This is a genomic window from Aquabacterium sp. (genome assembly GCF_036273115.1).
GTDB lineage: Bacteria > Pseudomonadota > Gammaproteobacteria > Burkholderiales > Burkholderiaceae_C > Aquabacterium.
Map to the genome: position 1 here is coordinate 116,154 of NZ_DASUIN010000002.1, position 18,201 is coordinate 134,354.

Consider the following 18,201-nt stretch of genomic DNA (forward strand, 5'->3'; position numbering starts at 1 on the left):
ACCCATGGATAGCCTCCAAAATACGCCCCTGTCAGACGACCTCAGTGCCCTGGCTTGGGTGCATGAGGAATTGCGCAAATCCCTGGATTCGGCCCACAAGGCGCTGAACCGCTGTCTCAAGGAGGCGTCGGCAACCGGGTTATCCGATCTGGATGCGCTGGACCCGGCCGTGTTGCGTACGGCCCGCCAGCAGATCCATCAGGGCGTAGGCGCCCTGGAACTGTCCGGACTGACCGCCGGCGCCACGATGTTGCGCGCCAGCGAGTCCTTGGTTCAGAAGTTCGTCAACCGGCCGCAAGCCATCACGGAAGATGCCGTTCGCGACATCGAGCGTGCCTCGTTTGCGCTGCTGGATTACATCAGCCGCAAGCTGGCAGGCAAGCCCGTGCCTGCGCTGGCCATGTTCCCTCAGTACGAGGCGCTGGCCGCTCGCCTGGGTAACACCATGGCGCGTCCCATCGACCTGTGGTCGCAAGACTGGCCCACAGTGTCCCTGGAAGCGCCTCTGCAACCCCCAGCCGATGCGAAGCCGCGCGAGTCTGATGCGCAGGTCATCGGAGACTTCGAAACCGGCTTGCTCATGTTGATGCGTGGCCAGTTGGCTCAGGGCGAAACCCTGGCCGAACTGTGCGCCTCTCTGGCAGCCGGCGCCATGGGCCGCAAGGCTCACCGCGAGGCGGCCACCTGGATGCTGGCCAGTGGTTTCCTTGAGGCATTGGCCTCTCGTGGTCTGCAACTCAATGTGCATGCCAAGCGCGTGCTGTCGTCTCTGCTGGCCCAGTTGCGTGTGCTGGCCAAGGGCGAAGCCGTGCCTTCAGACCGTCTCGCGCACGAACTGCTGTTCTTCTGTGCTCAGGCGGTGGAGAAGCCCGGCAAGATCAACTCTGTGCTGGCCAGTGTTCGCAAGACCTTTGGTCTGGAGCGACACAAACCGGTGGACCTGGAATCGTCCAACCTGGGTCGCTATGACCCCGCTTGGGTGACCCAAGCCATCAAGCGCGTTTCCGGTGCGAAAGATGGCTGGTCGGCTGTGGCCGCCGGCGAGTTGCTGCGCCTGGGCGGTCTGAACGAACAGTTCGCGCTCGTGGCTGATTCGCTGCGTCGCCTCTATCCTGATGGCCAGTTGTTGGCCGATGCCTTGTCTCAGGCTGTCGCTCAGACGGTGCAATCGGCTCAAGGGCCAGAAACGAGCCTGGCCATGGAAGTGGCCACCAGCTTGCTGTATCTCGAAGCCTCCCTGGAAGATGGTGAGTTCGATCACCCCGATCAGCAGCAGCGCGTGCGCCGTTTGGCCGAGCGCATTACTGCGGTCAGCCAGGGGCAAGCTGCCCAGCCCTTGGAAGGTTGGATGGAAGACCTGTACCGTCGGGTCTCTGATCGCCAGACCATTGGCAGTGTGGTGCAGGAATTGCGCGCCACATTGTCGGAAGCCGAAAAGCAGATCGACCAGTATTTCCGGGATCCTGCCGATCACACCCCGTTGACCAACGTGCCGTCGCAGCTGCAGTCCATGAAGGGCGTGCTGGCAGTGCTGGGCCTGAACCTGGCCGCGCAGGCTGTGACTCGCATGCGCGAAGACATCGAACACCTGCTGGTGGCCGATGCTTCGGTCGACCAGGCCGCAGAGGCGGGCGTGTTCGATCGTCTGGCGACCAATCTGGGCGCCCTGGGTTTCCTGATCGACATGATGGGCGTGCAGCCCACCTTGGCCAAGTCGCTGTTTGAATTCAATCCCGAAACGGGCGTGTTGTCGCCCGTCATGGGCCGCGAGAAGCTGCCGCCAGCCGAACTGGATGACCCGGTCGAGGCCGTGGCTCAGCACGTTCAGCAAGTTCAGCTGGAAGAAGCTCAGACTGTTGCAGAAAACGTGGTCGAGTCGCTGCAGCGCGAAGACGTGTGCCTCAACGAGGTGTCAGAGAGCCTGCAAAAGCTGGTCGATAACGACGCTGTCAAAGAGCAGACCGAGCTGGCTGACTCCCTGGCTGCGGCGCAAGCTGCCATCGAATCGGCGAAAGTGGCCGACGATGACGAAGCCGTGGCTGCCGCCCGCGAGCAAGTGGCGCAGGTCATGGCCGATTTCGCTCAGTCGGTGACCGACCCCGTCGGCTTGGATGAGCCCGAAGTTCCTGCCTTCCCTCCCCAGGCGCCCCTGGCTCCGGCACCTGTCGCCGTGGCCGAACCCACCGGGCTGGAGGAAGACGATGAAATGCGCGAAATCTTCCTGGAGGAAGCGCGCGAAGTCATTTCCGATGCCCTGCAGGCGGTCAACGACCTGCAAGATCAACCTGATGACGTCGGTCTGCTGACCGCGGTGCGCCGCGCATTCCACACCCTCAAGGGCAGCTCACGCATGGTGGGCCTCAAGGAGTTTGGGGAAGGTGGCTGGGCCAGCGAGCAGATGTACAACGCCTGGCTGGCCTCGCACGAGCCTGCCAGTGCTGACCTGCTGGCGGTGACCCGCGAGCTGTTGGGCTACTTCGCAGACTGGACCGAAGCCATCGCTGAGAAGCGCGATGCCAGCTGGTCGGCCGCGCCTGTGATCCGCGTTGCAGATGCCCTGCGTCTGCAAGGCCAGCGCTTGACGCTTGAAGTTCAGCCTGAGCCTGTGGCCGCACCCGTGGCCGAGGCCGCTCCTGAGCCCGTCGTCATCGACGCTGTGGCTGTTCCTGAGGCGGAGGCCATCCCTCAGCTCGTCGATGCGGTTGTCGAGCCCTCTGCCGACCAAGCCTTGGTGCTCGATCTGGGTGCCGAGATCATTGAGTCTGTTGAGGCGACTGAGCTCGCAGAGCCTGTGGAAGCTGCGCCTCCCGTGGTCGAGCCAGTCGAGTTGCCCGAGCTGACCGCAGCAGTCGTCACGCCTGCCGATTTGGGCGAGGACGATCTGGCGCTGGATCTGCGCACCGATTTGGCCGACGCCCCCGTTGTCGCCGAGGAGGTTCCAGAGCCAGAGGTGCTGGATGACGGTGTCGAACTCATCGAGCCGGCGCCAGAAGCCTCGGCCACTGTGACTGCCCAGGTGCAGACCTTGCTCGAGTCGATCGATCTGGATCTGCCCTCGGTGGACGAGGTGGTGGCCGAAGTTCCCGAGGCTCAAGCTGAGCCCGAGCTGGTGGAGGTCACTGAGGCCGAGCTGGTCTTGACCGAAGCGCAGCCTGAATCTCTGTCCCAACCTGAACCTGAAGTCGAAGCAGACGCCGCTGACGAGCAGGTCAAGGTGGTGGGCGATCTGCGCATCAGCACGCCCCTGTTCAACATTTACCTCAACGAGGCCGATGAACAGTCGCGCCGTCTCGTGACGGCTCTGGGTGAATGGGCGCTCGACCTGCAACATCCGGTCAGCGACGAAATCATCGCCCTGGCGCATTCTCTGGCCGGCAACTCTGCCACCGTGGGGTATCGAGATCTGTCTCGTCTGGCGCGCCTGCTCGAGCACTCCTTGATGCGCTCGCAGGCCTTGGGGGCTGGCGAACCCGCAGCGGCGGAGTTGTTCAACGAAGCGGCCGAAGAAATCCGCCGCTTGCTGCACCAATTCGCCGGTGGGTTCCTGAAGGCGCCATCAGAAGAGTTGATGGGCCGTTTGGAAGACTATGACCAGGATGCATCCCGTCGACTGGAAGCTCGCATTCTGGTTGCAGATCAGGAGCCTGAAGAGGAATTCGTTCCCCCGGTTGAGGCACCGGCAAGCGAGCACGGCGAACTCGATCTGACACTGCCTGCAGCTGAGTCCTCGTTGCCTGCTGAGCCTGCGGCTGAGTCCGTCGAGGTTCTGGCGGTTGATGCACTGGAATCGGCTGAGCCTGCCGTGCTCGAGACCGCTGTGGTCGAGACCCTCAGCGAGTTCGTGGAACCCCTGGAGTCTGTCGAACCCGTCGAGTCCATTGAGCCCGCAGAATTGGCCGACCTTGATTTGCCCTTGGGTGATTTGGTCGAGGACCAAGAGCCTGTGCAGGCCGCTGAGTCGATCGAAGTGCCTGTGGTGCAAGAACGGGCTGCTGCAGAGCCAGAACAGCTTGCAGAACCTGAGCCAGAGGTGGAGGCCGAGCCTGAGTACGTGACTCAGCCTGCGCCGCTGGGCTTGCCAGAGTTCAAGGCCTTCGAACCCATGGCTCCCACCGCGGAGGCCACGCGAGTCGTGTCCAAGAGTGGGCCTGTCGAGTTGCGCTGGGTTGACGACGAGGACATTGACGCTGAAGACAACGTCGATGCCGATCTGTTCCCCATTTTTGAGGAAGAGGCTCAGGAGCTGCTCCCAGAGTTGGCCAGTCAGGTTCGCCATTGGATGGGCACGCCCAACCAGCACGCTGCCGCTTCGGCCTGTCTGCGGACATTGCATACCTTCAAGGGCGGAGCGCGCCTGGCTGGGGCGATGCGCCTGGGTGAGATGGCTCACCGACTCGAGTCCTCCATCGAGAAAATGCTCTCGCATGGGGTCATCGAACGAGCAGATGTTGAACCGCTGGAGGCTCGTGTAGACGCCCTGGTGGAAGTGTTCGATGCTCTGCGTCAGCGCGATGCCCAGAACTACGACGAACAGACCCGCGTGGCGCTGGAGCCGACTCAGCCTGCCGTGGTGGTTCATGAGTTGCGCGAAGCCCCCGTTGAGGAGCCTGCCGTTGCGGCTGATGAAGCGGCCGCCGCATTGCTGGATTTGACCTCGCCGACAGGCGAAGCCGAACCCCGCGTAACTGAGGCCGAGGCTCAGCCAGCTGTCGATGTGTCGGCGCCTGAGTCTGCCGTTACGCCAGCCGCGACTGCGCGAGTCATCAACTGGTCCGGCTTGCCTCATCTGGGCACGGCTGCGGTGGTGCGTCAGGTGCGCGATGCGCAGCAAACCACCCAGGCTGCGGTGCGCGTGCGACCTCAACTCCTGGATCGCCTGGTGAACCACGCCGGCGAAGTCAGTATCACCCGCACCCGTTTGGCCGCACAGGTTGGCCAGATCCGCGGTTCGCTCAACGACCTGACCGATAACCTGGACCGTCTGCGGCAGCAACTGCGTGACATTGAATTCCAGGCCGAAACCCAGCTGGCGACCCGTATGGAAGCCGCCCGTGCTGCCAGCCAGGAATTCGATCCGCTCGAATTCGACCGCTATACCCGGTTCCAGGAATTGACCCGGATGATGGCCGAGTCGGTCAACGACGTGCACACTGTGCAGCGCACACTGTTGCGCTCGCTGGAAACCGCAGAAGACCAGATTGCGGCTCAGGCGCGTTTGACCCGTGACCTGCAAGACGATCTGTTGCGCACCCGGATGGTTGAGTTCGAAGGCTTGTCTGACCGCTTGTACCGTGTCGTGCGTCAGGCCTCGAAGGAAACCGGCAAGCAGGTTCGCCTGGACATCGTGGGCGGTTCGATTGAAGTCGACCGGGGTGTGCTGGAGCGGATGACCGGCTCGTTTGAGCACTTGCTGCGCAACTGCGTGACCCACGGCATTGAAAGCCCCGAGCAGCGCGTGGCCGCAGGCAAGGACGCGGCTGGCACCATCGTGGTGGCGCTGCGCCAGGAAGGCAACGAAGTCAGTATCGAGTTCCGTGACGACGGTGCCGGTCTGGATCTGGAGCGCATTCGCCAGAAGGGCTTGAAGATGGGCATGCTCAAGCCCGACTCGCAGCCCACCGAGGCCGAACTGGCTCAGCTCATCTTTACCCCTGGTTTCTCGACTGCCGACACCGTGACCGAGTTGGCAGGGCGTGGCATCGGCATGGATGTGGTCCGTTCCGAGGTCAACGCCATGGGCGGTCGCATCGAAACCGGCACGTCGCAAGGCAAGGGCACCAGCTTTACCCTGGTTCTGCCTTTGACCACCGCTGTCACCAAGGTTGTGATGCTGCGTTGCGGCCAGGTCAATATCGCTGTGCCGACCCACCTGATTGAAATGGTGCGTCGAGCCAAGCCGGCCGAAGTCGATCACGCTTATCGCACGGGCACTTACCTGTTCGGCGAGATGGTGTTGCCCTTCTACTGGTTGGGCGCCTTGCTGCAACTCAGCCCGCGTGGTCTGGAGCAGGGGCGTTCCTTGCCCATCGTCGTGATTCGTTCGGCACAGCAGCGTGTTGCGCTGCACGTGGACGAAGTGCTGGGCAATCAGGAAGTGGTGGTGAAGAACTTGGGCCCGCAGTTGTCGCGCCTGCCTGGCCTGGCTGGCATGACTTTGTTGGCGTCGGGCGCTGTTTCTCTGATCTACAACCCAGTGGCTCTGGCAACGGTTTACGGTGAGAAGGCGCATGCCTATACCGCCGAGGCCTTTGCGCCACAAAGCGCCGAATCCACGGCCAGCAGTTCAGTGGGGGCGGTCGCGCCAGTGGCGCCAACAGAGCCTGCAGAGATCCTGCCTCCGCTGGTCATGGTCGTCGATGACTCCTTGACTGTGCGAAGAGTCACACAACGTCTGCTTTCGCGTGAGGGTTATCGCGTGGTTTTGGCTAAAGATGGCCTGGAAGCGCTCGAAATACTGGCACAGGAGTCGCCAGCGGTGGTGCTGTCTGATATTGAAATGCCCCGCATGGACGGTTTCGACCTGCTGCGCAACATTCGCAGTGACGTTCGTCTCAACCATCTGCCCGTGATCATGATTACCTCTCGCATCGCTCAGAAGCACCGCGATTACGCCGAAGAGTTGGGTGCGAACCACTATCTGGGCAAACCGTATGGCGAAGAAGAGTTACTGGCACTCGTTGCACGTTATGCTGCAGGGCAGTCCGTTTCAACCAACCCATCTGTCGAGGGCTGATGTCTGCTGTTTTTGAGTCACCAACCGGCACCTTGTCTGGCGATCGAGTTCAGGTCGCCGAGGAGGCCATCACTCATCTGGCCTCGCTGACGGCTCAGCGCGACCGTGAGCAGCTGGATGTGACTCTGGCCCAAGGCGTGTTGGAGTTGCTCAACACGGTCAGCAGTGTGGGGGTCTACCGCCTGGTCGGCCGAGAAGATGAGGTCCGTCGCTGGTTGTGCAGTGGCCTGGCCCGTCGCAATCAGCTGTCGGTCAGCGATCCCCCCTGGATTGATCTGGATTCTCTGCCAGCCTACTCCGACTATCCCACCCGGGCCCAAGCCTTGGAGGGGCGCTCTCTGGAGCAAGTGGATGAACAGGCCGACGCCTTGCCCGTGGCACGCCAGAACGAAGGCGATCGCTACGTGACGGTGTTGCCCTTGTTGGTCGAAGTGGGGCTGCCCGGCGTGCTGGAGGTTCGCTCGGAGCAACCTCTGGCGCTGGAAACCCTGCGCCCGATCCAGACTTTGCTGCGCGTGTTCGGCAACTTCCAGAATCTATTGGAGTCCAGTCAGCGTGACACGCTGACCGGATTGCTGAACCGTCAAACCTTTGATGCCACCTTCCTGAAGGCGTCGATGCCGGTGGTCGACAATCCGATGGAAACCACCGTGGAGCGTCGTGCCAACACCAAGACGGGTTACTGGCTCGGCGTGGTCGACATCGATCACTTCAAGCGGGTGAACGACGGCTTTGGTCACTTGATCGGCGACGAAGTTCTCGTGCTGGTCGCGCGCATCATGCGTCAGTCTTTCCGTCACTACGATCGTCTCTACCGTTTCGGCGGCGAAGAGTTTGTCGTGTTGCTGCGTGGCGGTGACGAGGAAGATGCCAAGGCAGCCTTCGAACGCTTCCGAACCAATGTCGAGTCTTACCTGTTCCCACAGGTCAAGACCGTGACGATCAGCTTGGGCTTCACCGAAGTGCAGCACCAGGATACGCCGAACCAGGCGTTCTCGCGCGCTGACCAAGGCGTCTATCAAGCCAAGCACCAGGGCCGCAATCGCGTGCTGTGCTACGAAGGCTTGGTGCGCGATGGCGTCATCAAGGTGGAAGGCGACCACGTCGGTGACGTGGAGCTGTTCTGATCAGGCCTTCTTCACCACATCAAACCGCTTCAGTGTGTCTGCACGGGCTTCGTCGTGATCCACGATGGGCCTGGGGTAGCCTTTGACCTGAAAGCCTCCCAACCATGGGGCATGAATGGCCGCATCGGGCAGATCGGCCAGTTCGGGCACGTAGCGCCGAATGAATTTGCCTGTCGGGTCGAACTTCTTGCTCTGGCTGATGGGGTTGAAGATGCGGAACCACGGTTGCGCATCGCAGCCGGTGGAGGCGGCCCACTGCCAGCCCCCATTGTTGGCGGCTAAGTCATAGTCCAGCAGCTTTTCCGCGAAATAGGCTTCGCCCTTTCGCCAGTCAATTCCCAGGTCCTTGGTCAGAAAGCTGGCCGTGACCATGCGCAAGCGGTTGTGCATGTAGCCGGTCTGGTTGAGTTGGCGCATGGCCGCGTCAACCAGAGGGTAGCCGGTGAGCCCTTCGCACCAAGCCTTGAAATGGGCATTGGCGTGGGCGCCATGGGCCCATTTGATGCGGTCGTATTCGCGCTTGTAGCTGTGGCCCACCACGTGAGGGTGGTGGAACAGGATCTGATGATAGAAATCGCGCCAGATCAGCTCCGACAGCCAGATCTGAGCCCCTTCGGACCGATTCTGGGCACGCTCGTGAGCCAGCCGGGCCAGTTCTCGAATTGAGATGGTGCCGAACCGCAGATGCGTTGAGAGGTAGCTGGGGCCTTTGACGCTGGGAAAGTCACGTGTCTCGTGATACTGATCCAGTCGGGGCAGAAAATCAGCCAGCAAGGCGCGTGCCCCCGACATGCCAGGTGAAATTTTCAGGTCGTCGCAAGGCTCGAAGCCAATGTCCTTCTCGGTGGGCACCACAGGCTTACCGACCTGCCAACCGGCCAGGTCGGCTGCCACAGGGGCTAGCGCGGCGGTGTAGTGCTCCACTGGGTAGCCCTTGAGGTAGAACGAATCGATCTTTTTCAGCCAGGCGTTCTTGTAGGGGGTGAACACACCGTAGGGGGTGCCTTGACCGGTCAGGACCTCATTTCGCTCAAAAATCACATGGTCTTTGGTGGTGTAGAGGGCCATGCCCTGGTCACTTAGGCGGCCCCGTACGGCGGCGTCGCGCGTCAGCGCAGCGGGTTCGTCGTCGTGGTTGGCAAAGACGGCTTGCACACCCAGTTGAGCCGCCAGTTTCGGGATTTCGGTGACGGCGCTGCCATGGCGAACCATGAGGCCGCCCAGACCGCCGGTGGCCTGTGTCAACCCATCGTGCAGCTCTTGCAGTGAGCGCAAGATGAAAGTGACGCGTCTATCCTGGCGGGGTAGGGCATCGAGGATGTCGGTGTCCAAAACGAAGGCGCACCATACCTTGCGCGCGCTCTTGAGTGCGTAATACAGCGCGGCATGGTCATCGCAACGCAGGTCTCGACGAAACCAGACCAGTGCGGCGTCAATCATTTCAGTCATGTGGGTCTAAAATTGAGCTTATGTCTGAAGGCCCGAAAAACACCATCAATCTGACGAATCAGTTCCTGATCGCCATGCCCGGAATGAGCGATGGCAATTTCGCTGGTGCGGTGGTCTACATGTGTGAGCATACCGAGAATGGCGCCATGGGCGTGGTCATCAACCGCCCCATCGACATCAAGCTCAAAAACCTGTTCGAAAAGGTCGATTTGCACCTGGATCGTGAAGACCTGAGCGAGGCGCCTGTGTTCTTCGGTGGGCCCGTACAGACTGAGCGCGGTTTTGTGCTGCATGAAAGCCTGGACGAAGAGGGCGGACACTACAACTCCACACTCAAGATTCCGGGTGGCCTGGAAATGACCACCTCGCGTGACGTGCTGGAAGCCCTGTCGCATGGCGCCGGTCCGCGCAAGGTGTTCGTCACCCTTGGCTATTCCGGCTGGAGTGCCGGGCAACTGGAAGAAGAGCTCAGTCGCAATGGCTGGCTCACGGTCGATGCCCGCAGTGACATCATTTTTGACACCCCCATCGAGCAGCGCTACGACAAGGCTCTGGCTTTGCTCGGCATTGATCGCAGCTTCCTGATGGGCGAGGCCGGTCACGCATGAGCGAGCCAACGCAGACCTTTCTGGCGTTTGACTACGGCCTCAAGCGTGTGGGTGTAGCCACGGGCAACAGCCTGATGCGTCAGGCGCAACCCTTGAAAACGATTGCTGCAGAGGGCGATGCCCGCTTCGCGCAAATCGCCCGCCTGATCGAAGAATGGCGCCCGGATGCGTTGGTGGTAGGGGTGCCCTTCCACCCGGATGGTGCCGAGCATGAGAACACCGCTCGCGCACGCAAATTCGCGCGGCAATTGCAGGGGCGCCATCGCTTGCCTATTCACGAGGTCGACGAACGCTACTCCACCACCGAGGCTCATGCCGACGGCGCCCGCGATCTGGATTCACATTCGGCTGCCATCATCTTGCAGCAGTATTTCAACGAACTCTCATCGGAGACCTGATGACCTCGCAGCCAACCACTGCCCTGCAAAGCAGCCTCCACCTTGATGCCGAAGCGCTGTATGGCGCCATGCTGCAGGGCGTGCGTCGCCTGATTCACAGCCCAGACACGGTTCTGGTCGGGGTGTGGTCGGGTGGGGCCTGGCTGGCAGAACGCCTGGCGCGTGACTTGGGCCTGAGTCAGCCGCATGGCGTGATTTCCTCGGCGCTGCACCGCGATGACTTCGGTTCGCGCGGCATGGCTTCCACCAAAGATGCCACCCATCTGCCTTTTGAGGTGGATGGACGTCACATCGTGTTGATTGATGATGTGCTCTACACCGGGCGAACCACCCGCGCCGTCATCAACGAACTGTTCGACTTCGGCCGCCCGGCCAGTGTGACCCTGGCGGTGCTGGTGGATCGCGGTGGCCGCCAGTTGCCCATCGAGCCGGCGTTCTCTGCTGCTCGAATCACCTTGCCTGAAGATCAGCGTGTGTCGCTCGCTCGCGCCGACGATGGCCGTTTCCAATTTCATTTCGAGAGGGTTTGATGACCGTGTCTGCCTCCATCAAAAAGCCCCAGCGCAACCCCCAACTCAACAGCCATGGCGAGTTGATCCACCTGTTGTCGACCGAAGGCTTGCCCAAGGCCATCATTCACCAGATCCTGGATACGGCCGAGACCTTTCTGAGCGTCAACGACCGCGAAGTCAAGAAGGTGCCGCTGCTGCGCGGCAAGAGCGTGTTCAACCTGTTTTTTGAAAACAGCACGCGCACCCGTACCACCTTCGAGATTGCGGCCAAGCGCTTGAGCGCTGACGTCATCAACCTCGACATCGCACGCTCGTCGGCGTCCAAGGGCGAAAGCCTGCTCGACACCATTGCCAACCTGTCGGCCATGAGTGCCGATATGTTTGTGGTGCGCCACTCCGAGTCGGGGGCGCCTTATCTGATTGCGCAGCATGTGGCGCCCCACGTGCACGTCGTCAATGCCGGTGATGGCCGGCACGCGCACCCCACTCAAGCCTTGCTGGACATGTACACGATCCGGCACTACAAGAAAGACTTCACGAACCTGAGCGTGGCCATTGTCGGCGACATCGTTCACTCGCGTGTGGCGCGGTCCAACATCCATGCCTTGACCACTTTGGGTGTGCCTGAAGTGCGTGTGGTGGGCCCTCGTACCCTGGTGCCCGGCGACCTGCGTGAAATGGGCGTACGGGTGTGCCATGACATGTCTGAGGGCATCAAGGATGCCGACGTCGTCATCATGCTGCGCCTGCAGAACGAACGCATGGCCGGCGGCATGCTGCCCAGCGCCGGCGAGTTCTTCAAAGAATTTGGTCTGACCGAAGACAAGCTGGCCTTGGCCAAGCCCGATGCGATCGTCATGCACCCCGGGCCCATCAACCGCGGTGTCGAGATTGACTCTGCGGTGGCCGATGGCAAGCAAAGTGTCATCCTTCCCCAAGTGACGTTCGGTATTGCGGTGCGCATGGCCGTCATGTCCATTCTGGCTGGTAACGAAGCATGAAGATCCTCATCAAGAACGGCCGTCTGGTTGACCCTGCATCCGGCCTCGATCAAGTTGGCGACCTGGCGATCACGGGTGGACGCATCAGTGCGGTGGGTCAAGCCAATGCCGACTTCACTGCTGACCGCGTCATTGACGCCACTGGCCTCGTGGTGGCGCCAGGTCTGGTGGATCTGGCTGCGCGCTTGCGCGAGCCAGGCCATGAGCATGAGGGCATGCTGGAGTCCGAACTGGCCGCTGCGGCTGCCGGTGGCGTGACCAGTGTGGTGTGCTTGCCCGATACCGATCCGGCTCTGGATGAACCCGGCTTGGTTGAGATGCTCAAGCTGCGTGCACGCAAGCTCAGCCGTTGCCGTCTCTTCCCCTTGGGGGCACTGACCCGTGGCCTCAAGGGTGAAACTCTGACTGAAATGGCAGAGTTGCATGAAGCCGGTTGCGTGGGGTATTCGCAGGCCGAGGTGGCGATCAAGGACACGCAGGTGCTGCAACGCGCCATGCAATACGCGTCGACCTTCGGCTACACAGTGTGGTTGCGTCCGCAAGATGCCTGGTTGGGCAAAGGTGTGGCGGCCAGCGGGTCTGTGGCCACGCGCCTGGGTTTGTCTGGCGTACCGGTGAGCGCGGAAACCATCGCCATTCACACCATTGTTGAGCTGGTGCGCGCTACGGGCGCCCGGGTCCATCTGTGCCGCATTTCCAGTGCAGCCGGGGTCGAATTGGTTCGCCAGGCCAAGGCCCAGAAACTGCCTATCACCGCGGATGTCAGCATCAACTCGCTGATGCTGACCGATGTGGACATTGGCTACTTCAACCCCGCCATGCGGCTGACGCCACCGCTGCGCCAAGGGCGTGACCGCGATGCCTTGCAAGCCGGTTTGGCTGACGGCACGCTCGACGCCCTGGTGTCTGATCACACGCCGGTCAGCGAGGATGAAAAGACCCTGCCGTTTGGTGAGGCTGAGCCGGGTGCAACGGGTTTGGAATTGTTGTTGAGCCTGGCTCTGAAGTGGGCGGGGGCAGATCAGACTGATCAGCCTGATGCCGCTCGTCTGCGTCGCGCCTTGGCGGCTGTCACCACGGGCCCTGTGTCGGTGTTGGGCGATGCCCTGGGCTCCTTGTCTTCGAGCGCCGGTCGTCTTACCCCTGGAGGGGTCGCAGATGTGTGCGTCTTTGACCCGACGCATCGCTGGCAAGTCACCCCGGATGCCTTGGTCAGCCAAGGTAAGCACACCCCCTTCGCATTTGAATCCACCGGCTTTGAGTTGGCCGGGCAAGTGCGCTTGACCTTGGTGGCGGGTCAGGTTGCCTACGAAAAGCAAGGCAACTGAAAGCCGTAGCCTGATGTCGATTGCTGCCAGCCACGCAAGGGTGACTGGGCCATGGATGTGGCCAGTCGCCCTGTGGCGTCTGCTGCGCGTATTCGGGCACATCCTCCGCGGCTTGCTCATCGTCTACTGGCGCATGCCAGGTGTGGATGAACGTCAGCGCATGGCGTTGACGCAAGACTGGGCCGCTCGGTTGCTGGCGGCCATGGGCATTGAGTTGGTGGTGCATGGCACCCCTCATGCAGGGGCCAAATTGGTGGTGGCCAACCACATCTCCTGGCTCGACATCATGGCCATCGACGCCGTGGTGCCTGCACGTTTCGTGTCCAAAGCCGAGGTTGGCCGCTGGCCGCTGGTGGGCAAACTCGTGACCGCTGCCGGTACGCTCTACCTGCAGCGCGAGCGCCGCCGTGATGCCATGCGGGTCCTCGGCTTGATGTCTCAGGCCCTGCAACAAGGCAGCACGGTGGCGGTGTTTCCCGAAGGCACAACAGGTTCAGGACATGGGGTGTTGCCATTTCATGCCAACCTCTTGCAGGCTGCCATCGATGCCAAGGTTCCGATTCAGCCAGTGTCGTTGCGTTATAGCGACATCTCTGAGTCGATTAGTTCACGGGCTGCCTATGTGGGGGACACCACCTTGCTGCAGTCCCTGTGGTGGGTCGTTTCCTCTCGAGGAATGACCGTTCATGTGACGATTTTGGCTCCTCAAGCCGTGTCTCATGCCGATAGGCGCAGCCTGGCTGCAAGCCTTCAGGAGTTGGTGGACAGCGCAATCCCCGGTTGACGCCCCTCAACTAGGGGGGTAGCTTTGACGTTGCACGATACAAAACAGGTTTTCGGACAGTTTTGTTTCGGACAGACCGTCACCAAGCGCCCAGGAGTTCGATATGCCAGTTCACCGGCTGGGACATCTGCCGACAGCAGGCCCAAACGACCCACCCTCGTGCCAATTTTGTTGGCCCGAGGAATTGCGCGTTGTTCTGCGTCTTGTTGGATTCATTTGACCCAAATTGTGAATCTAACCTGTCATTGGCCGCCAAGCTACCAGGCAACGCGGTTGCTGCTTACCCAGAGTGGGATGGTTAGTGGTGAGTAAGCATCGTCAACCCAGTTGAGGAGTCACCGAACATGAAACAACCCAAACTACGGCATTTGCCTCTGGCTGCCGCAGCATTGGTCGCCTGCTCTGGCGCCTATGCCGGTTACCAGTCGCCCGATGGAAATTTCAACTTATCGGGCTTTGGCACCTTGGGCGCCGTCAGTACCAGCACAAATGATGTGCAGTTCAATTACCCAGGGCAGGGAGGCGGGGCAGGCAAGCGGCCTTCGTTTACGCCAGACACCAAACTCGCTTTGCAAGGCACATACAAATTTGTGCCATCGGTCAGCGCGACCGCTCAGTTGATGTCCAAGTACGACGCAGTCGGGCAGTTCACCCCCGGGTTCGACTGGGCTTTTGTCAAATGGCAGGCAGCACCCGCGTTGAACTTCCGTGTCGGCAAGATGGGCGCCCCGTTCTTCATGATTTCCGACTTCCGAAACGTGGGTTATGCCAATACGGCAGTCCGACCGAATCTCGATGTGTACGGTCAGGTTCCCACCGACAAGATGGAGGGAATAGATGTCACCTACCAATACAACCTTGGGTCGACTACGCTGAATGCGACTTTTTACGCCGGCAATGCCAAGGATGATTACACCTCGGCACTTCGCAAAGGCTCACTGGAGTTGGGTCCCTCGAATTTCGAGTTGTCTCGCTTGAAGGGCATCAACCTGACTGCAGAAACCGATAGCGGTTTGACTCTGCGAGCTGGTTACGCCAAGTCCAAGTTCAACCTGACATCCGACTCTATCGATACGATGCTGCAGGCTGGCAACTGTTTGGCGAGTGCTGTGGCTCAGGCCGAATGCCTCAGAACCAGTCGGGCGCTGAATCCTGACGGCCAGAACTTGCTTTACAACGCCTCAGGTACCGCACTTCTGCCTTACATCAACGCCTTGGGTACCTCGTACACCGGGTTGGTGAATGCGAATGCGGTTACGCAGAACAAGAACATCTCCTTCCTGGGGTTTGGCGCGACCTACGATCAAGACAACTGGATCGTGACCGCCGAGTACACCAAGCGCAGAAGCGACAACTTCGTGGCGGACACCACCGGTTGGTACGTCAACCTGGGCTACCGGGTCGGCCACTTCACGCCTTACGTTGCGCTGTCCAGACTCTCGGTGGACAGCTATAACGTGGACCACAACCCTGCCGCACCCACCACAGGAAGCGCTGCGATTGATGGTGTGGGATCCGTGCAAGCGTTGCGGACTGGCCTGAGAGATTCGCTTCAAGCATTCATGAACGTCGAGTCGCTGTCACAGCGAACCTACACCGTTGGGAGTCGCTGGGATGTGATGCCGAATGTGGCTCTGAAGGCTCAGTGGGACCAAATTCATAAACCCGCAAATCATTGGGGTCTGTTTTTTACACCTGATCCCACCACCCCGGCTGCGCAGTCATTCCTCAACAATCCACGCAAGGTCAATGTGCTGACTTTGTCGATGGATGTTGTGTTCTAAGCAGAGGGGAGAACTAGCATGACTATCAAATTCACCCTTCAATCTCTGGTTGTGGCTGGTCTCATGACCCTGGCTCAAGCGGCCTCGGCTCAAGTGGCGGTCATCGTCAACCCGAAAAGCCCCATGGCATCGATGACGCCTGAACAGGTCGCCGCCGTGTTCCTGGGTAAGTCCAACACCTTGCCTTCTGGTGCCACCGCAGCGCCTGCTGACTTGCCTGAATCTGCCGCCGTGCGCGAGCAGTTCTACAGCAAGGCTGCGGGCAAAACCGGTGCGCAGGTGAAAGCGACCTGGGCGCGGCTGACCTTCTCTGGTAAGGCTACGCCCCCGAAGGAGCTGACCACGGCAGCAGATGTCAAGAAGTTCGTCGCGAACAACCCGGACGCGATTGGCTACATTGAAAAATCCGCAGTCGACAGCACCGTTAAGGTTGTTCTGATCGTCGAGTAAGGAACATTCGCGCATTTCGTTATCAAGCGTGACGAAATGCGCGTTGTCTTATGAGCTATTTGATAAATCTGCTATCAAGTACCGCTCTAAGCTGTCGTTAACCGCTAAGCCTCTCGGCAACGTGGTTGCTTGCCAGTCCCCCCTGGAAATCAGGGATCTGATTCAACAAGAGGCAAGCACCGTCAACTCAGTTGAGGAGTCAACGAATGATTCATCCCAAACTTCGGCATCTGCCACTGGCTGCTGCTGCACTGGTCGCCTGTTCGGGCGCCTTTGCCGGCTATCAGTCTCCAGATGGCCATTTCAGCCTGTCGGGCTTCGGCACGCTGGGCCTGTCCAAAACCAATTCGGACGAGGCTTACTTTGCCTACCCAGGCCAAGCGGGGGGGGCGACCAAGCACGCCAGCTTTGACCCGGACAGCAAGATTGCTGTGCAAGGTACTTACAAGTTCACACCGACCTTGTCAGGTACCGCCCAGGTCATGACCAAGTTTGACGCCGAAGGGCAGTACGAACCCAAGATGGAGTGGGCCTTCGCCAAGTGGCAAGCGACGCCCGGTTTGTCTTTCCGTGCCGGTCGCATGGGGGCCCCGATCTTCATGATCTCTGACTTCCGCGATGTCGGCTACGCAAACACAGCGGTTCGTCCCAACCTGGACGTCTACGGTCAAGTACCCGTGAGTTCATTTGAGGGTGGCGATGTGAGCTACCAAACGAACTTGGGCTCGATGACCTTGACTTCCTCCTTTTGGGCAGGCAAGGCCACGAACAAATATGCCAGCGCGCTGCATTCCCTGGGCCAAGCCAACGCCGTTGCCGCCAGCGAAGTGGTGCTGAGTCGCATCAAGGGGTTGAACTTGCAAGGCGAGTTCGACAACGGGTGGTCATGGCGTGCGGGCTACCTGAAGGGCAAGCTGGCTGTGAACTCGCCGACTGCTGAAAAGGTGATCGGATACGCTGAGGCGGCATCAGGCACCGACGCGGACAAGCAGGATGCGGTCAGCCGACTGACCACCGACAATGTCAATGCCAGCTTCACTGGCGTCGGCCTGACCTACGACCAGGACAATATTGTTCTGAGCGCCGAATACGGCAAGCGTGGAATCGACAAGAAGGGCTATATCCCCGCCCTGAAGGGTTGGTATGCGCTGGCCGGCTATCGACTCGGCTCGGTACTGCCCTACGTTTCGATGTCGCGTTTGTCTGTGACGAACCCCAACGCATCGGTTGATGGCGCCTTGACCCGTTTGGGTCCATTCGTGCAAATCGGTAGCACTGCGCTGTTCAACACGCAGAAGCTGAACCAGGACACCAAGAGCATGGGCGTGCGCTGGGATGCCCGTTCTGGCGTGGCGGTCAAAGCGCAGTACGACTACGTCGCCATTCCGAAGAATTCGAACGGTCAGTTCCTGGTTGATGACGCTGCTTCTGCTGTGCTGGGCGGCTCAAAATTCCTGAACAAGCCGAAGGACATCAGTGTCCTGACGCTCTCCGTCGACTTTGTTTTCTAAGCCGAAGGGAGAACTACTATGAGCATCAAATTCACCCTTCAATCTCTGGTTGTGGCTGGTCTCATGACCCTGGCTCAAGCGGCCTCGGCTCAAGTGGCAGTCATCGTCAACCCGAAAAGCCCCATGGCATCGATGACGCCTGAACAGGTCGCCGCCGTGTTCCTGGGTAAGTCCAACACCTTGCCTTCTGGTGCCACCGCTGCGCCTGCTGACTTGCCTGAATCTGCCGCTGTGCGCGAGCAGTTCTACAGCAAGGCGGCCGGTAAAACCGGTGCACAGGTGAAAGCCACTTGGGCGCGTTTGACCTTCTCCGGGAAGGCCACTCCTCCTAAGGAACTGACCACTGCATCAGACGTCAAGAAGTTCGTCGCGAACAACCCTGACGCGATCGGCTACATTGAAAAGTCCGCGGTGGATAGCACCGTGAAAGTGGTGTTGATCGTGGAATGATCGACTGGAGCCTGCAGCTATCCTGAAAGCGCTGCAGGTTCGGTCGCATTGCACAGTCTTCCTGAA

The 18,201-nt window shown here is 60.4% G+C and carries 13 protein-coding genes; 12 read left to right on the forward strand and 1 reads right to left on the reverse strand.

What is annotated here, in order from left to right; all coding sequences use genetic code 11:
• The first annotated feature begins 4 nt into the window (after positions 1-4).
• Complete coding sequence (locus tag VFW72_RS01300) at positions 5-6,733, forward strand: Hpt domain-containing protein (RefSeq protein WP_329672451.1); 6,729 nt, start codon at positions 5-7, stop codon at positions 6,731-6,733.
• Positions 6,733-7,860 (forward strand): GGDEF domain-containing protein, encoded by a 1,128-nt coding sequence (locus VFW72_RS01305; protein ID WP_329672452.1) that lies wholly within the window; start codon positions 6,733-6,735, stop codon positions 7,858-7,860. Before VFW72_RS01300 ends, VFW72_RS01305 begins: the two co-directional genes overlap by 1 nt.
• Here VFW72_RS01305 and VFW72_RS01310 read toward each other — a convergent pair whose 3' ends face one another.
• Positions 7,861-9,309: a deoxyribodipyrimidine photo-lyase gene (locus tag VFW72_RS01310; RefSeq protein ID WP_329672453.1), complete on the reverse strand. Its 1,449-nt coding sequence runs from the start codon at positions 9,307-9,309 to the stop codon at positions 7,861-7,863.
• Positions 9,310-9,329: 20 nt separating this feature from the next.
• On the opposite strand from VFW72_RS01310, the gene VFW72_RS01315 reads away from it, so the two are divergent.
• The 10 genes from VFW72_RS01315 (at position 9,330) to VFW72_RS01360 (ending at position 18,135) form a co-directional block, all read left to right on the forward strand.
• On the forward strand, positions 9,330-9,917 hold the full coding sequence (locus tag VFW72_RS01315; protein ID WP_329672454.1) for a YqgE/AlgH family protein: 588 nt from the start codon (positions 9,330-9,332) through the stop codon (positions 9,915-9,917).
• Complete coding sequence (gene ruvX, locus VFW72_RS01320; protein ID WP_329672455.1) at positions 9,914-10,315, forward strand: Holliday junction resolvase RuvX; 402 nt, start codon at positions 9,914-9,916, stop codon at positions 10,313-10,315. The genes VFW72_RS01315 and ruvX overlap by 4 nt, the downstream gene beginning before the upstream one ends.
• The gene (gene pyrR / locus VFW72_RS01325; RefSeq protein ID WP_329672456.1) at positions 10,315-10,845 is read left to right on the forward strand and encodes a bifunctional pyr operon transcriptional regulator/uracil phosphoribosyltransferase PyrR; all 531 of its coding nucleotides are present in this window, start codon (positions 10,315-10,317) and stop codon (positions 10,843-10,845) included. The genes ruvX and pyrR overlap by 1 nt, the downstream gene beginning before the upstream one ends.
• The gene (locus VFW72_RS01330; protein ID WP_329672457.1) at positions 10,845-11,828 is read left to right on the forward strand and encodes an aspartate carbamoyltransferase catalytic subunit; all 984 of its coding nucleotides are present in this window, start codon (positions 10,845-10,847) and stop codon (positions 11,826-11,828) included. The genes pyrR and VFW72_RS01330 overlap by 1 nt, the downstream gene beginning before the upstream one ends.
• On the forward strand, positions 11,825-13,156 hold the full coding sequence (locus VFW72_RS01335; RefSeq protein WP_329672458.1) for a dihydroorotase: 1,332 nt from the start codon (positions 11,825-11,827) through the stop codon (positions 13,154-13,156). The genes VFW72_RS01330 and VFW72_RS01335 overlap by 4 nt, the downstream gene beginning before the upstream one ends.
• A gap of 55 nt (positions 13,157-13,211) precedes the next feature.
• Positions 13,212-13,940 carry a lysophospholipid acyltransferase family protein gene (locus tag VFW72_RS01340; RefSeq protein ID WP_329672459.1) on the forward strand — a complete coding sequence of 243 codons (729 nt, stop codon included), beginning with the start codon at positions 13,212-13,214 and terminating at the stop codon, positions 13,938-13,940.
• A 344-nt stretch (positions 13,941-14,284) separates the two neighbouring features.
• Positions 14,285-15,724: a hypothetical protein gene (locus VFW72_RS01345; protein ID WP_329672460.1), complete on the forward strand. Its 1,440-nt coding sequence runs from the start codon at positions 14,285-14,287 to the stop codon at positions 15,722-15,724.
• 18 nt (positions 15,725-15,742) lie between these two features.
• Positions 15,743-16,174: a hypothetical protein gene (locus tag VFW72_RS01350; RefSeq protein ID WP_329672461.1), complete on the forward strand. Its 432-nt coding sequence runs from the start codon at positions 15,743-15,745 to the stop codon at positions 16,172-16,174.
• A gap of 206 nt (positions 16,175-16,380) precedes the next feature.
• Positions 16,381-17,685, forward strand: a complete 1,305-nt coding sequence (locus VFW72_RS01355) for a hypothetical protein (protein WP_329672462.1) — start codon at positions 16,381-16,383, stop codon at positions 17,683-17,685.
• Between the two features lie 18 nt (positions 17,686-17,703).
• Positions 17,704-18,135 (forward strand): hypothetical protein, encoded by a 432-nt coding sequence (locus tag VFW72_RS01360; protein WP_329672463.1) that lies wholly within the window; start codon positions 17,704-17,706, stop codon positions 18,133-18,135.
• Positions 18,136-18,201 lie beyond the last annotated feature (66 nt).

Bases quoted from the DNA above. Each gene is read 5' to 3' on its own strand.
- VFW72_RS01315 (WP_329672454.1), top strand. From the start codon at position 9,330: ATGTCTGAAGGCCCGAAAAACACCATCAATCTGACGAATCAGTTCCTG.
- VFW72_RS01350 (WP_329672461.1), top strand. From the start codon at position 15,743: ATGACTATCAAATTCACCCTTCAATCTCTGGTTGTGGCTGGTCTCATG.
- VFW72_RS01360 (WP_329672463.1), top strand. From the start codon at position 17,704: ATGAGCATCAAATTCACCCTTCAATCTCTGGTTGTGGCTGGTCTCATG.
- ruvX (WP_329672455.1), top strand. From the start codon at position 9,914: ATGAGCGAGCCAACGCAGACCTTTCTGGCGTTTGACTACGGCCTCAAG.
- VFW72_RS01305 (WP_329672452.1), top strand. From the start codon at position 6,733: ATGTCTGCTGTTTTTGAGTCACCAACCGGCACCTTGTCTGGCGATCGA.
- VFW72_RS01330 (WP_329672457.1), top strand. From the start codon at position 10,845: ATGACCGTGTCTGCCTCCATCAAAAAGCCCCAGCGCAACCCCCAACTC.
- VFW72_RS01310 (WP_329672453.1), bottom strand. From the start codon at position 9,309: ATGACTGAAATGATTGACGCCGCACTGGTCTGGTTTCGTCGAGACCTG.
- VFW72_RS01300 (WP_329672451.1), top strand. From the start codon at position 5: ATGGATAGCCTCCAAAATACGCCCCTGTCAGACGACCTCAGTGCCCTG.
- VFW72_RS01345 (WP_329672460.1), top strand. From the start codon at position 14,285: ATGAAACAACCCAAACTACGGCATTTGCCTCTGGCTGCCGCAGCATTG.
- VFW72_RS01340 (WP_329672459.1), top strand. From the start codon at position 13,212: ATGTGGCCAGTCGCCCTGTGGCGTCTGCTGCGCGTATTCGGGCACATC.
- VFW72_RS01355 (WP_329672462.1), top strand. From the start codon at position 16,381: ATGATTCATCCCAAACTTCGGCATCTGCCACTGGCTGCTGCTGCACTG.
- VFW72_RS01335 (WP_329672458.1), top strand. From the start codon at position 11,825: ATGAAGATCCTCATCAAGAACGGCCGTCTGGTTGACCCTGCATCCGGC.
- pyrR (WP_329672456.1), top strand. From the start codon at position 10,315: ATGACCTCGCAGCCAACCACTGCCCTGCAAAGCAGCCTCCACCTTGAT.